Raw genomic sequence first — 14,727 nt, 5'->3', positions numbered from 1 at the left:
TGCGTTTCAAATCGTGAATCAAATCGCAAATCCAAATTAGAATCCAAATTAAAGACGAAAAACATAATCCAATGGCTGACCATAGCCGTGTGTCTGCTCTCGGCGATCTTCGCCCAGTGTCAGAGCACGTCCGTAAGAGAGCGGCTCTTGATGGATTCCGGATGGCGATTTCATCTGGGTCACGCCAGCGATCCCAAATTGGATTTCGATTTTGGGGCTGGGTCCGACCTCACCAAAGCAGGCCGCGCTCGCGGTGCAGCGGCGCCTAAATTTGACGACAGCGCCTGGCGCACCGTTGATTTGCCACATGATTGGGTGGTGGAGCTGCCCTTCGATCAGAATTCCGATAAAAATCACGGCTTCAAACCGGTGGGCCGCGCGTTTCCGGAAAACAGCATTGGCTGGTATCGCCGGGCGTTTGACGTTCCCAAAACGGACGAAGGCCGCCGGCTGTGGCTTGAGTTTGATGGTGTGTTTCGCGATTGCCGCGTATGGATCAACGGCCATCTCTTGGGCACCAACACCAGCGGATACACCAGCTTCTGGTACGACGTTACAGATTACCTCAACTATGGAGGCAGCAACGTCGTTTCCGTGCGGGTTGATGCCACCCAGTTCGAAGGATGGTTTTATGAAGGCGCCGGAATCTATCGTCACGTGTGGCTGGTGAAAACCAGTCCGGTGCACGTTGCCCATTGGGGCACATTCGTCACCTCGGAAGTGAAAGAGGGCCAGGCCGCCGTGACGGCGCGGACCCGCGTAGTCAACGAAAGCGGGAAAGACACAGTTTGCACCGTGCTCTCAACCATCCAGGATGAAAACGGCAAAGTGGTAGCGAGCGGCGAACCGTCTGAAATTACTCTCCGCGCTGGAGAAGAACGCGAGTCGGCGCAACAGATCGTAGTTCACGATCCTAAGCTGTGGTCACTCGAGGAGCCCCACCTTTATCGTCTGCTGACGACTGTCAAGCAAAACAATGACGAAGTAGATAAGTATGAAACCTCATTCGGCATTCGCACCATCAGCTTCGATCCCGACAAAGGATTCTTCCTGAATGGCAAGCACGTAGAAATCAAGGGCACCAGCAATCATCAGGACCACGCCGGGCTGGGTTCAGCGTTACCTAATCGAGTGCAGTATTTCCGCATTGAAAAGCTGAAAGAAATGGGGGGCAACGCCTATCGCAGCTCGCATAACGATCCCACACCAGAATTGCTCGAGGCCTGCGACCGCTTGGGGATGCTCGTATTGGATGAGCATCGCTTGATGGGCAGCAGCCCCGAAATTCTGGATGAATTGCGGCGGTTAATCTTGCGCGACCGCAATCATCCCAGTGTTTTCATGTGGTCGCTCGGCAATGAGGAGGGAGGAATTCAGGGTACAGATGTGGGCGCCCGCATCGCCCGCACTATGAAGAATGTAGTAAAAGACCTCGACCCCACTCGCCCCGTGACCGTGGCCATGAACGGCGCTTGGGGCAAAGGGTTCTCGTCAGTAGTTGACGTTCAGGGATGCAACTACAAACATGCCGGCGACTACGATGCCTTCCACAAGACTTTTCCCGACCAGCCTATCATCGGCACCGAAGAAGCCAGCACACTCAGCACGCGCGGCATCTATGCCAATGACAAAACCGCAGGCTACATGAGTGCTTATGACTTGAATGCCCCGCGCTGGGGTGCAACCGCCGAGGACTGGTGGACCTTCTATTCAGCGCGGCCCTTTATCGAGGGAGCATTCGTCTGGACAGGCTTCGATTATCGCGGCGAGCCCACTCCGTACGCGTGGCCATGTATCAGCTCCCATTTTGGGATTCTCGACACATGCGGATTCCCCAAAGACGATTTTTATTACTATCAGGCCTGGTGGACCGAGAAGCCGACTCTGCACATCTTGCCGCACTGGAACTGGAGCGGAAAAGAAGGCCAGGAAATCGAAGTCTGGTGCCAAAGCAACTGCGAGCAGATAGAGTTGTTTCTCAACGGCAAAAGCCTCGGGAAGCAGACCATGACCCCGAACTCTCACCTGGTATGGAAAGTAAAGTATTCCCCCGGCACCTTATTAGCTAAATGTTTCAAGAACGGCAAGCAGACGATCACCGAAAAAGTAGAAACCACCGGCGAGCCCGCTGCCATCAAGCTCACGCCTGACCGTAGCACGATTGATGCCGATGGTGAAGATGTCTCCATGGTGACGGTTTCAATCGTTGACGCAAAAGGCCGCTTGGTTCCAGTAGCTGATAACGAGGTCAGCTTTGAAGTTAGCCCCAATGCCCGCATCCTGGGAGTAGGGAATGGAAACCCCAGCAGCCACGAACCCGACAAGGCCTCCCAACGCAAGGCCTTCAATGGCCTCGCTCAGATCATCGTGCAATCCACCAGGCAAGCCGGAGCTATCACTTTGCGGGCCACTGCGCCGTCGTTAGAGCCGGCAGAAGCGACAATTGAATCCAAAACGGCTACGCCGCGTCCCTCGGTTCCGTGATGAGAATTCCTCGAGACACAAAAACGCACCCTATCCTTAAATTAATTAAGGATAGGGTCTTCACAAGCTCCATCCAATCAATCCCGCCGCAAGTACCAGCCAGGCGGAGTTGATCCGAAAACGAAACAGTAGAGCGGCGCTCACCAAAGCAATAATAATAGTAGTGACATCCACGATGGCAGCTCTGCCAAGTTGCCACGCGACTACACCCATCAGTGCGAGAGAGCCCACGATGACGCCATCAAGAAATCGAGAGGCCACTGGCGACTTGCGAATACGCGAGATCAACGGTCCGCTGGCGGCAACAAAAAAGAAAGCCGGAAGAAAGATGGCAAGCGTAGCTACGATGGCCCCGGGAACTCCACCCACCAGATAGCCGATGAAGGTCGCGGTAGTGAAGACTGGACCGGGTGTAACCTGGCCAACGGCCACCGAATCCAGCAACTGTTTTTCCGTCAACCAGTGGAGCCGGTCTACGAAGTCAGAGCGCAGAAACGCCAGCAGCACATAGCCACTGCCGAATAATACTGAACCTATCTTGGCAAAGGTAAGAAACAGCCGCAACAAACTAAAGGGCAGGGCATTGTTGGGCAGCGCCAAATTCATTCCCAGGGATGCAAGCGGAAAACTAAATGAAAAAACCGAAGCGCTGCGGCCAAGATTCCGCCAAAGCGGGATGGTGGCAGCAATCCCCGCGAGCAAAAGTATGAGCAGTTCATGAGCATGAAAAATGTAAGCCGCAGCGGAAAGCGCGCCAATAATTCCGAGCCAAGTGTTTTTGACGGCAGGCTTTGCCAGGTTCCAGAAGGCTTGCGCGACCACAGCAATCACGACCGGTTTCACGGCATAGAGAATGCCGCCGACCCGCGGCATGGAACCAAAGCGAACATACGCTGCAGCAATGAAGCCTACAAGCAGCGCAGCGGGAATGATAAAGCAGCAACCTGCAACCAGGAACCCTCGCCATCCTCGCTTGGCGAGACCGATGTGTATCGCCATTTCAGTCGAGCTGGGACCAGGGATAAGATTGGCCGCGCCCAAACGATCGAGAAATTCCTGCTGCGTGAGCCAGCCACGGCGGCGAACGAACTCCTCTTCCATCATCGCGATATGTGCTGCCGGCCCGCCGAATGCGGTTGTTCCGAGCTTCAGAAAAACCAGTGCCAGCTCGCCCAAGGATGGCTGTTGGGCTGTGGCAATACTGGAGCCGGGATTCGTCGTCGTTCCTGTGTGGCTCATGCAGTAGTCATGCGTATTTGACCAGGGTCATAAAGCCGAAATCCATGTGAAGTTGCTGGTGGCAGTGTAGCAGCGAGTTCCCAGGATTATTCGCAGTGAAATCTACCTCAACCGTTTTGTATGGGTCTACCATGACAACGTCTTTGAAGATCCCATTGGTTGCCTTGCCGGCAATGTTGGTTAGCTCGACGCTGTGACGATGCAGGTGCAGCGGATGCGCATCGTCGCTTTCGTTGCGAAAGACCATGCGATAGCGTTTCCCATTTTGGACCATCAGTGGATCTGTGTTGGGATAAGACTTGCCGTTGATGATCCAGCGGTTAAAGCCGCCGTGTCCGCCGGGGATTTTGCGGATCGCCAAATCGAATTGGCCGTCGGGAGGCGCGGTAATGCCGATATTGTTGAGTTTGCGGTCAAAGATCGTGTAATCCCACGGAGTTTGTTTCTGTGGTATCCACTGCGGTTTGCCTTTGTGTCCAGCGTATTCAACCACGATGCCGAAACCATGCTTGCGGTCATCGTCATCCATTGAACCCATAATCCATACGCCCGGAGAATCCATAGTCACGATGGCATCAATACGCTCTGCCGGCCCCACTTGCAGCGTCTTGACAGTTTGCGGCGAGGGTACAGGATTACCATCGAGTGCAACCAATTCAAACGAATGCGAAGCCAGAGCCACATTCACCGTCTCGGTTGCGCTGGCATTCAACAAGTGAAACAGCACGCGCTCTCCCTCATGTACGCGCACCGGCTCACCGTGACCCAGTGCTTTGTCATTGAAAGAAAAAGAACGATATCCGATCTCAAGACCATTGTTGGGTGGCGGAGGCGCGCCGCCGATATCCTCCCCCATGGCCGTGAAGTAAGGCTCCCACTGATGCATTGCCAGGAAGACTTCGCGGTCATACCGGCCCGGATCGTTCTTCGGCTCGATATAGACAAAACCAAACTGGCCGCTGTACAGGCTGCGATGAAGGTTCTTTCCTGCGAATGCGTGGCTGTGGTACCAGCGGCTGCCCGCAGGCCCGGGCGTGAAACTGTATCGGCGATGCCCTTGTGCCGAAACTTCAGCGGTGCCCTCTTCCGCTGATCCGTCCGCTGCAACGGAGATCGTTTGCCCATGCCAGTGCACAAGCTCGCTGTGGTCAGTATGGTTGTATACGTCCACTACAACCGGTACACCTTCTTTCATCCGCAAAACCGGACCGGGCACTTGGCCGTTGTAGCCGATGGTGTGCAGTATCTTTTTGGGAGCGATTTCAAAGGAAACCGGCGCGATCTTGAGTGTGATGTCGGCCTTCTCAGGTGTGGCCCCTGGCTTCCCAAGGTCGAAATAGGGCAGGGCAGAGCTTGCGCTTAATCCGCAAGCAGCTAGAGTAGCAGTGCTGAGAAAGTTTCGGCGACTGACAGAGTAATCATCCCAACCCGGCTTCATACAGGCTCACAGGACAATATATCTCATCGAGACCTGCCGTCTTCTATATATGAAGAGATGAGCATATAGAAGATATGAACCCGCAACTGTTATCTCGAGCGTGTTTCAAAAATAGGTTTGTGTCAGGGCACGGATTTAGATGTTGCGGAAAAACTCAATTTCAGTTCGATCTTTCGGAGGGGCACAGCTTTAGCTGTGCCGTTAAGCTACTGAAAAACAACTCCGCTCTGCCGAAGGCATGCGCGCATCCCGCAAAGCGGGAGGAGCGCCGGAAAGAAAAGAGAGGGTACAGCAACATTGAAAATGCTTTAAAAGAGAAATCAACTCTTCATCAGAATGCCTACGATGGCCGCAGACATCAAATTCGCCATCGTTCCCGCCAGCATGGCGCGAAAGCCGAGTTTCGCCAGTTGCTCCCGTTTGTTGGGGGCAAGCGCTCCGATGCCGCCGATCTGAATTCCGATTGAGCTGAAGTTGGCAAACCCGCACAGCGCAAAGGTCGCGATGGTGAACGACCGCGGATCAAGCGTGGCTTTTTGTGCCCCCAGCAGGGTATAGGCGTAGAGCTCATTGATCACCATGCGCGTGCCCAGCAGATTTCCCACTGCTCCGCAGTCTTTCCAGGGTATCCCGATCAGCCAAGCCACGGGCGCGAAGATAAACCCCAGCACCTTCTGAATGCTCTCCGGAAAATAACTGAAGTGGTTGTGAATTCCGCCCATGACCCCGTTCAGCAGCGCGATGAGCGCGATAAAAGAGATCAGCATGATGGCGACATTGAAGGCCAACTGTCCACCGTCAATCGTGCCGCGGGCAATCGCCGCCAGCAGGTTAGAGTCTTTATGCAACTCGTCTTTAGCGATCTGGACCGTTCCTGCGGTCTTGGGCTGTTCCGTCTCCGGCACCAGCATCTTCGAAACCAGAATCGTCCCCGGAGCGGTCATGATCACCGCCGCCAGCAGGTGCCGCGCTTCAATCCCATACAAGATGTAGGCCGCCATGATTCCGCCCGAGACATGGGCCATTCCGGCGGTCATGATGGTCATCAACTCCGACTTGGTGCACTCCGGCAGCAGCGGACGAATCGTCAGCGGCGCCTCCGTCTGTCCCATGAAGATTGAAGCGGCCACATCCAGCGACTCCGCCCCGCTTACTCCCATGAACCAGGTCATCGCCCTCGCCATCACCCGGATGATCAACTGCATGATGCCAAAGTAGTAGAGCACCGCGAAAAACGCCGATATAAAGATGATGGTCGGCAACACCTGGAAGGCAAAAAAGAACCCCATGGAAGACTGCTTCACGCCCAGTTCGCCGAAGACAAATTTCGAGCCTTCAAACGAATAAGAAAGCAGCGTATTTACCTTGGCGCCTGCCCAGCCCATGATTGCCTGGCCGAACGTCCAGCGGATCACAAGCACGGCAAAAAGAAACTGTAGAGTCACGCCCCACAGTACGGTCTTGAGACGGATCGCGCGCCGGTTGGTGGAAAAAACATACGCCAGCGTCAATAGAACAATGATGCCTAACAAGCCAGAAAATCGCGCCATTGAGCTCCCTCATTGTGCAACCTAGCCCCTTCAAAACAAAGCTTCTTCAAGTTTTGATCGGGAAATCCCGTCTATTGTATCTGCCCAAGTCAATAGGCTGTGGAAAAACCGCTCAGGCAAGGAAGAATCCAGAGGAAACTGTTTGGGGCGAGAAGAACATGGATGAGCGCGAGACTGGTGTGGCACAGCCGTCCCCGGCTGCGTTGTAAAGTCTGGGCTGCTAGGCGAAATCCCAAACGCCGCGAGAGGTCCTGCTCACACTAAAACCCCAATAAAAACTCTGTGTCTCTGTGCTTCTGTGGTTAGAACCCTTTTTCCACAGGAAACCCCACTTTTCCACAAAGATAAAGTCGCTTTTAAGGCTTGAATCTCTTGTGCCAGGCTCTTATCCTTGGGTTGTACTCACCGGGCCAGGCGAAGATTAATCTTATTAATCTTATAGATTTTTTAACGAGCTATTAATCTTGGTTTTGTAAGATCATGAGACGAATGCAGTTCGCAGGCATTCCTATAAAAACAAAATAACAATTAATTCTTTTAGGAGGGGAGAGCTATGCAAAAACAGGCTAGGCTAAATATTTTTAGCGGTTGTTTATCTTCTGCGCGCCAGATCTTGCTGGCCCAGATCTTGCTGGCAATGACATGTACATTCATCATGGTTGGCTTCGCTGCCGCCCAGTCCACCACTGATGGGGCCATTGACGGCACTGTGACCGACACCGCCGGGGCCCTGGTTTCAGGGGCGAAGGTGGTGGTTCACAATGATGCGACGAACGCTGAAAAAAATGGAACCAGTGATAGCTCGGGCTATTTCCGTGTCATTCACCTGCAATCGGGTATTTATACCGTAACTATCGATAAGCAGGGTTTCGCCGCCTTCAAGGCGACACAGGTCGTGGTCCAGGTAGGCAGCGTTACTACAGTCCCTGTTCATCTGGCTGTGGCCGGTACGGTGACGACCGTTGAGGTTACATCCGAGACGCCGCAAATCAACTACAACACACCCGAGCTTGCACCCACACTGAACCAAACCGAAATTTCTAACCTGCCCATCAACGGTGGCAGGTGGTCCAGCTTTACACTTTTGACTCCCACCGCGGTCAGCGACTCCAATGGTTTTGGCCTCGTCAGCTTCCGCGGCATCAGCACTCTCCTCAACAACAACACAATTGATGGCGGAGACAATAATCAGGCGTTCTTCTCCGAAGAGCGCGGCCGCACACGCATTGCTTATTCCACGCCAAAAGCGGCGGTTGAAGAGTTCCAGGTGAACACCTCAAATTATTCCGCCGAGTATGGCCGCTCTGCCGGGGGTGTGATCAACACTGTCACCAAGAGCGGTGGAAATGACTTCCATGGTGAAGCGTATTTCTATGATCGCGATAACGGCTGGGCTGCAGCCAATGCTTTCACAAAAGTCTCCACTCCGGACCCTGTAACCGGTATCTTCACCTCCCACAACATTAAGCCCAAGGATTGGCGCAAGATGGCGGGCTTCGGAGTGGGCGGGCCAATCATAAAGGACAAGCTGTTCTTCTTTCTGGCCTTTGACTATCAGATTCATAACTTTCCTGGTACTGCAGTAACCAGCAATCCCAATGCCTTTTTTGCAGCACCATCGGCAGCTACTCTCACTACGCTGGGAACGCGTCTGGGAGTAACCCCAGCGCAGGCAGCAACCATTTACAACAATGACCTCATCGGATTGTCCACGATGTTGGGACCAGTTCCGCGCACCGGGGAGCAGAACATTTTCTTCCCCAAGATTGACTGGCAGATCACACCCAAGCACCACGCCTCGTTTTCTGTGAATCGCATGCGCTGGGCATCGCCCGCTGGCGTTCAGACCCAGGCTACCAATACAAACGGAAAAGCCAGCTTCGGGAATGACTTTGTAAAAGAAACTTGGGGGGTCGCCAAACTTGACAGCACCCTCACATCGAATATTGTGAACGAACTTCGTTATCAGTACGGCCGCGACTTCGAGTTCGAATTTACCCAGAGTCCTTCCCCTTACGAGGTGGCGACACTGGTCAACACAACCACGCCCGTCCCCTACAACAATCCGCTGGGTTTGCCACCCTCAGTTTCTATCACCAACGGCTTCACCTTTGGCGTACCCACGTTCCTGCAGCGTCCCGCGTTCCCTGATGAGACCCGTAACCAGATCGCCGATACGGTGAACTGGACCCACGGCAACCACAACATCAAATTTGGCATGGACTTCGGCCATGTGCATGACCACTCGAAAAACCTCCGTACCCAGTTCGGTAGCTTCAGCTACAGCAGCTTGTTGAACTATTTCTCCGATCTCAATAAGCAGAATACGTGTGGATCGCTTGCTGTGCCACGGCCTTGCTACTCGAGCTTCTCTCAGGCATTTGGGCCCCTGGGTTTCGAGTTCAATACCAACGACTATGCATTTTTCGCGCAGGATGACTGGAAGGTGCTGCCTCGCCTCAGCCTCTCTTTGGGCTTGCGCTATGAATACGAGCAGTTCCCCAGCCCGTTCAGCAATTTGGTGAACCCGCTGGCTCCCCTGACCGGCCACATGCCCAGCGACAAGAACAATATTGGTCCGCGTATCGGCTTCGCCTATGACATCTTTGGCGACGGAAAGACTGTTCTGCGTGGCGGTTATGGCATCTACTACGGACGCGTCATTAACTCCACCATCTACAACGCTCTGACAGCAACCGGCATGCCGGGTGGCCAGCCATTCTTTTCATTAAGTCCTACCTCAGCCGTATCTGGGCCTTGTACCCTTCCTTTTCCACAAATCCTGGGAGCACAACCCACTTGCCCCGGTGCAAAGCCGAGCATCGCCTTTTTCGCTAAGAACCTCCAAAACCCCCAGATTCATCAGACGGATTTGACGCTGGAACATGAATTGGGATGGGGCACTGTTCTCTCTGTCAGCTACCTCGGCAGTATGGGACGCAGCCTGCCAGGCTTTACAGACCTCAATGTCTGTACCAGCCAGGATCTAACTGGGGCGACAGGCTGTACGAATCCTGTCGGAACCGTTACATACAAGATCTTGAACGGTGGTCCTATCAAGACTCCCACCATCACCGAGCCGCTGTTCACCCAGCGTAAAGACCCTAATTTTGGCAATGTGACCACCATCTTTAGCGGCATTAATAGCAGCTATAACGCTTTGGTCACCCAAGTCAACCATCGCATGAGCCATCACGTGCAGTTTTCAGTGAGCTACACCTGGTCGCATGCAATAGACTTTAACCAGAACCAGAGCACATTCTCCGATACCAATGACTTACTGGTTCCCAACAACATTCGCTTGGAAAAAGGCAACTCCATCTATGACGTACGCCACCGCTTCGTGGCCCACGCTGTCATGACCTCACCCTGGAAGGTGGGTGGCTGGTTGGGAATTCTGGCCAATGACTGGGAGTTCGACCCTATTTATCAGATCCAAAATGGATTGCCTTACTCGCTTACCTCTGCTGGCTCGGCTCCGGGCGGCCTTAACAGTGGCTTGAACGGCTCCGGCGGCGACACACGGATTGACGTCGTTGGTCGCAACACCTTCCGCCGGCCCACGACCTGGGTGTCTGATATACGCTTTGCCAAGCACTTCAAAGTCCAGGAAAAATATGAGCTGGAGTTGAGTGGCGACTTTTTCAACATCGCCAATAAGCAGAACGTAACCGGCGTGAATAGCACCGGATATATCGCCACGACAGGCACGGTCCAGACCCCAACGGGCCCATTCACCTGCAGCGCTGCTGCTCCTTGCCTCAATTTCAACGTGGATACCCCAGCCAACAACTTCGCACCGTTGTTTGGAACCATAACCAGCACCAACAGCAACTTCATATATACTCCCAGGCAGATCCAGGTCGGCATTCGCGTCAAGTTCTAACTGCCTGAAAGCTTAAGAAAAAACGCGGCAGCTTCGGCTGCCGCGTTTTTCTTTCTCACTGCATAAAAAACGTCCGCTTCTGCAAAATGTCATTCTGAGCGCAAGCGAAGAATCTGAGGAGAATGTGCAGTCTACCGTTACTGGTGACGCTTTTATGATTGCTTTGGGATCGGGTTGTTCGGTCATGTGTCCTTTGTGGTTAACGATTTTCAGATAATCAGATCTTATCCGCGCAATCCGTGGAATCCGCGGTAGGTTTTTATCTTCTGCGGTTGCCTCATTTTAAGAAAGTGGTATCACTGTGATATCAAAACCGTACCCCCATGCACATTTTAGGTCATCATTATCCTTGAGGAATGGCCAAGCCCATTTCTCGAAGTGAGGCCCACCCTGGAGACTTACTTAGAAGAAAGCTCTTAGGGGTGAGCGCGAAGTGAGCGCCGAGTTGCGCGAGCGCAGCGCGAGGGCAAAGCGGTTCACCGCGGAGCCCTTATGAGAAAGCCGAGCGCGAAGCCAGCGCCAAGTGCGCGGAGAGTAGCGCGAGGGCGAGCGGTTTACCGCAGGGCCCTTAGGGTGATTCCATAATTGCTGTATCTGCACCGTAGAAGAGTGGGCCTTTAGGCCCACGTTGAAACGCCAACCTGAGTGGGCTTTAGCCCCGGTGCCGGGCGGGTGCAGCAGTTTTGAAATTGCTCGAGACGAAAGCTCTTTGAAAACCTGATTGCTGGATACTTATCCTGACCCCAGCAAGTACCTCCACGCGACACCGGTTTTGTCCAGTGTTTACAAGGGTCCCGACTAGTTTTTGCTGCTCTCAACCACTTGCTAGCAAGTACCGTCGGCCCAAACTACGTGCCCATATGCTGTGGGCTCGGTTTTCTGGGCTGTGGAATGAGCAGGGACTTTCTGAGTACTGGGTACGACGCCTCACTATTCAGCAAGTATCCCCACCCGTCACCAGTTTTACCCAGTGTTTATGCGGGTTCCGGCTAGTTTTACTGCTCTCAACCACTAGCTAGCAAGTACCCGGGCCCCCTTTTATGCCGCCTTTTCTGAGAACTGAGAACCGTGAACTGGGAACTGCTTTTCAGAACTCAGAACCGGGAACTGAGAACTGCGTTCCAGACCACTACTTGGACACTACGCTGAATGGCCCGTATATAGTTGATTTTGTACGAGTTAGCGCTGCACCGACTACTTAAGTAGTGGGGGGGCTCTCTGCGATTGTTTGCGGCGGCGTCTACCGTGTCTTTTCTGAGAACTGAGAACCGGGAATTGAGAACTGCCTTTCAAACTCCGCAAACGCCGTTTCTAGCTCCCGCTCTGCGCGTGCCTTCTCACTTTCCGGCAAAAAGCTGTAGGCCAGGCTTGCCCGCGCCATCTTTTTCAGATCTTTGTATCCCAGGTCATAGGTCTCAGCCGCACGTTGGTATTCCTGGGTCATGCTGGAGCGGGAAACACCCTCGTCATCCGTCGCCAGGGCAACCGGCACTCCAAAGCGCATATACACCGGCAGCGGATGCCGCGCTCCACTCACGCCCAGGATGACGTCATTACTGGTCAGGCAAATTTCTACTAGAATTTTCCGTTTAGCCATCTCGCGCAGCAGCCCGGTCGGATCAGCCTCGTGCATCATGTCCACTCCATGCCCGATGCGCTCGGCATGGCCGCGCTCCACCGAGGCGCGGATGTGGAACATTTCTTCCGGCGCCACCAGTTGGGTCGTCACCTCGCCGGCGTGCAAAGTGATATGGACTTTGGGATACAGCTTGTGCAGAAAATCCAGCATGTCCATGTGCAGGCTGAAGTCATGTGTAGGGACGTACCAGTCTTCTGCCATGACGAGGTTCAGTCCAACCACCCGCGGATCCTGCGAGGCCATCTCAAACCCAGCAAGTATCTGAGCAAATACCTGCTCTTTGGCCAGCCCCCGCGCCACCTGATACAGATAGCGCGTCTCGACCTTGCAGCCCGCATCTGCTTGTGGTTCGCCGCAATGCAACTCTGATTGCTCCTTGGCTTCAATGTTATCCAGCCCCTTGCGCGCGTTGGCCACAACATCAGTCAGCCCGCCCGACAAGAGCTGATCTCGCATCTTGGCAAGATCGTCATTCCAGCCCAGGCGTGCCCCCAGCCGCGCGGCCTCTCCTCCATCAGGATTGAACATGACCTCCAGATATTGCAGGTGCTCGTTCGCAGCCCGCGACCGGACCTCCGTCAACATCTCGGCGGTATGGTTTGTTGTGGCGGCTCCGAACTTGCCGAAGGTAGCAAAGAAATGGTCGTGACCGGATTCGAGCCCCGGCCGCCATCCCCGCATGGAAAAAGTCCCGAGAAGTTGGGTATAGAGCCCAACATCCTGGTAAGCCGTAGCCGCCGGAACCCTGCCTTTCTCGGCATCACACGGCGGCGGCACGATGGATGAGCTAGTGCGATCAACACACAAGCCATCCTGTACCGCCCAGCGCACAAAGCTCTCGGCATAAACCGCACCTGATAGATGATTGTGCAGGTCTCCACCTTTTGGCATCCGCTGCAAGAAATCCTGCAGCAAAGAGGGCTGATGCCGCACAGAATCAAAATACTTCGCTGTTTTCTCTTCTGGAGTGGCCGCACGCTGGGCCAGGGCTGGCCTGAAAGTCAAAAACAGGAGTGTGATGAGAAAATAAACGTTCTTACGTAGCACGGCAGACCTCGATTGGAGTAGAGCGGCAATATAACATTTAGAATGCCAATTTACAAAAACTCCAGCGAGCCTGCATCGACAGAGAAACAGATAAGTGAGAGACATGGCTAATGTGAAAAGAGCGGCGGTACTCGTGGTGATTTCGGGTATGTTTGTACAGGCATTTGCCGGGACGTGCAAGAACGACCCCCGTGTTACTCAGGCGTGCATTACCGTGCACGGAAGGCTTGGGTTCTACAATGGCACCCCCTCCACGCGGATGTGGGCGATCGGAACGCATCATATGTTCAGCGTCCCCACCGAAAAAGAGGAGATGCCAGAGTACCTGCGCAAACTTGTGCCGACGTTTGATGATGAGTTGTACGGCGATTTTCTGGTTTGTCCGTATAAGAAGCGCCTGCCGGAACATATGCAGCCCGTATGCGTTGAGTCTGGAAAAAATCTGGTCCATAAACTCCGGATCCCGCGCACTCAGTAACTAAAACGCAGGAATGCAGATTCCTTACGGCTCGAGCAGTTCGGAATGACAACTGTGAAAGAGAATGGAAAACAAACATGACAGCTATCCCGCAACGTAGTGACGTACCGGCAGACCAATTCCTCCAAGCCGAAGAGGCGGCAAAATTCATTCTCAGCCGGACCTCACTACGCCCTACAGTGGCCGTAGTGCTCGGTTCCGGACTGGGCGCCTTCGCCGACGAAATGACCGAAGCTGTCAAAATCAGCTTTGGCGATATCCCTCATTTCTCGCGCTCCACCGCCGTCGGCCACGCCGGTCAGCTTGTCCTCGGCAAGATCGGCAAGTGGCCGGTCGCCACCATGCAGGGAAGGGTGCATCTTTATGAAGGGAACTCGGCACAGAAGGCCGCCTTCCCCATACGCGTTCTCGGACGGTTAGGCGTGCGCGCGGCCATCCTCACCAACGCCGCCGGAGGAATTAATCTGCAGTACGGCCAGGGGCGGCTGGTCGTGATCCGCGACCATATCAATCTTCTAGGGCAGAATCCTCTGGTGGGTCCTGAGGATGAACGCTTCGGTCCTCGGTTTATTGACATGACCGAGGCATATTCGAAAGCCTATCGAAAGATCGCAGTGGATGCCGCCCGGCAACTCGGCTTCGAGATGCCGGAAGGTGTATACGCTGCCTTGTTGGGGCCAAGCTATGAGACTCCTGCTGAAATCCACTATCTGCGGGCAATTGGCGCCGACTTGGTGGGCATGTCCACTGTTCCTGAGGCGATTGTTGCCCGCCAGATGAAAATCAAGGTGCTTGCCATCTCTTGCGTCACCAACATGGCTGCGGGCGTTCTTGATGCTCCACTCAATCACCAGGAAGTACTTGAGACAGGACGGCGCGTGGCTGGGCAATTTAAAACGCTGCTTCAGGCAGTGATACCTCAGATCGCACAGGATGTGGCACAGCTGGATAATCCGCGCTGAGAAT

The 14,727-nt window shown here is 54.1% G+C and carries 8 protein-coding genes; 4 read left to right on the top strand and 4 right to left on the bottom strand.

The annotated features are described in order from the left end of the window. Positions 1-150: 150 nt before the first annotated feature. Positions 151-2,484, top strand: a complete 2,334-nt coding sequence (gene galA, locus VK738_00860; GenBank protein HTD21181.1) for a beta-galactosidase GalA — start codon at positions 151-153, stop codon at positions 2,482-2,484. Between the two features lie 60 nt (positions 2,485-2,544). On the opposite strand, the gene chrA is transcribed toward galA, so the two are convergent. The 3 genes from chrA to VK738_00845 all read right to left on the bottom strand — a co-directional run bounded on the left by chrA (position 2,545) and on the right by VK738_00845 (position 6,711). Further along, entirely contained in the window at positions 2,545-3,723 is a 1,179-nt protein-coding gene (gene chrA, locus VK738_00855; GenBank protein ID HTD21180.1) for a chromate efflux transporter, read from the bottom strand. A gap of 7 nt (positions 3,724-3,730) precedes the next feature. Next, the gene (locus VK738_00850) at positions 3,731-5,161 is read right to left on the bottom strand and encodes a multicopper oxidase domain-containing protein (GenBank protein ID HTD21179.1); all 1,431 of its coding nucleotides are present in this window, start codon (positions 5,159-5,161) and stop codon (positions 3,731-3,733) included. Between the two features lie 320 nt (positions 5,162-5,481). Next, complete coding sequence (locus VK738_00845) at positions 5,482-6,711, bottom strand: nucleoside transporter C-terminal domain-containing protein (GenBank protein HTD21178.1); 1,230 nt, start codon at positions 6,709-6,711, stop codon at positions 5,482-5,484. A 637-nt stretch (positions 6,712-7,348) separates the two neighbouring features. On the opposite strand from VK738_00845, the gene VK738_00840 reads away from it, so the two are divergent. Then, positions 7,349-10,597, top strand: a complete 3,249-nt coding sequence (locus tag VK738_00840; protein ID HTD21177.1) for a TonB-dependent receptor — start codon at positions 7,349-7,351, stop codon at positions 10,595-10,597. 1,240 nt (positions 10,598-11,837) lie between these two features. On the opposite strand, the gene VK738_00835 is transcribed toward VK738_00840, so the two are convergent. Then, the gene (locus VK738_00835; GenBank protein HTD21176.1) at positions 11,838-13,283 is read right to left on the bottom strand and encodes a hypothetical protein; all 1,446 of its coding nucleotides are present in this window, start codon (positions 13,281-13,283) and stop codon (positions 11,838-11,840) included. Positions 13,284-13,386: 103 nt separating this feature from the next. Here VK738_00835 and VK738_00830 point away from each other — a divergent pair, with 103 nt between their 5' ends. After that, complete coding sequence (locus VK738_00830) at positions 13,387-13,761, top strand: hypothetical protein (protein HTD21175.1); 375 nt, start codon at positions 13,387-13,389, stop codon at positions 13,759-13,761. Between the two features lie 77 nt (positions 13,762-13,838). After that, positions 13,839-14,723, top strand: coding sequence for a purine-nucleoside phosphorylase (locus tag VK738_00825; protein ID HTD21174.1), 885 nt, complete (start codon positions 13,839-13,841; stop codon positions 14,721-14,723). Positions 14,724-14,727: the final 4 nt, after the last annotated feature.

Source organism: Terriglobales bacterium, assembly GCA_035487355.1.
Taxonomy (GTDB): domain Bacteria; phylum Acidobacteriota; class Terriglobia; order Terriglobales; family Acidobacteriaceae; genus QIAW01.
The sequence above is the reverse complement of the archived record's forward strand: the minus strand, read 5'-3'. Positions and strand labels throughout refer to the sequence as shown.

Bases quoted from the DNA above. Each gene is read 5' to 3' on its own strand.
- VK738_00840 (HTD21177.1), top strand. From the start codon at position 7,349: ATGACATGTACATTCATCATGGTTGGCTTCGCTGCCGCCCAGTCCACC.
- chrA (HTD21180.1), bottom strand. From the start codon at position 3,723: ATGAGCCACACAGGAACGACGACGAATCCCGGCTCCAGTATTGCCACA.
- VK738_00830 (HTD21175.1), top strand. From the start codon at position 13,387: ATGGCTAATGTGAAAAGAGCGGCGGTACTCGTGGTGATTTCGGGTATG.
- galA (HTD21181.1), top strand. From the start codon at position 151: ATGGATTCCGGATGGCGATTTCATCTGGGTCACGCCAGCGATCCCAAA.
- VK738_00825 (HTD21174.1), top strand. From the start codon at position 13,839: ATGACAGCTATCCCGCAACGTAGTGACGTACCGGCAGACCAATTCCTC.
- VK738_00850 (HTD21179.1), bottom strand. From the start codon at position 5,161: ATGAAGCCGGGTTGGGATGATTACTCTGTCAGTCGCCGAAACTTTCTC.
- VK738_00845 (HTD21178.1), bottom strand. From the start codon at position 6,711: ATGGCGCGATTTTCTGGCTTGTTAGGCATCATTGTTCTATTGACGCTG.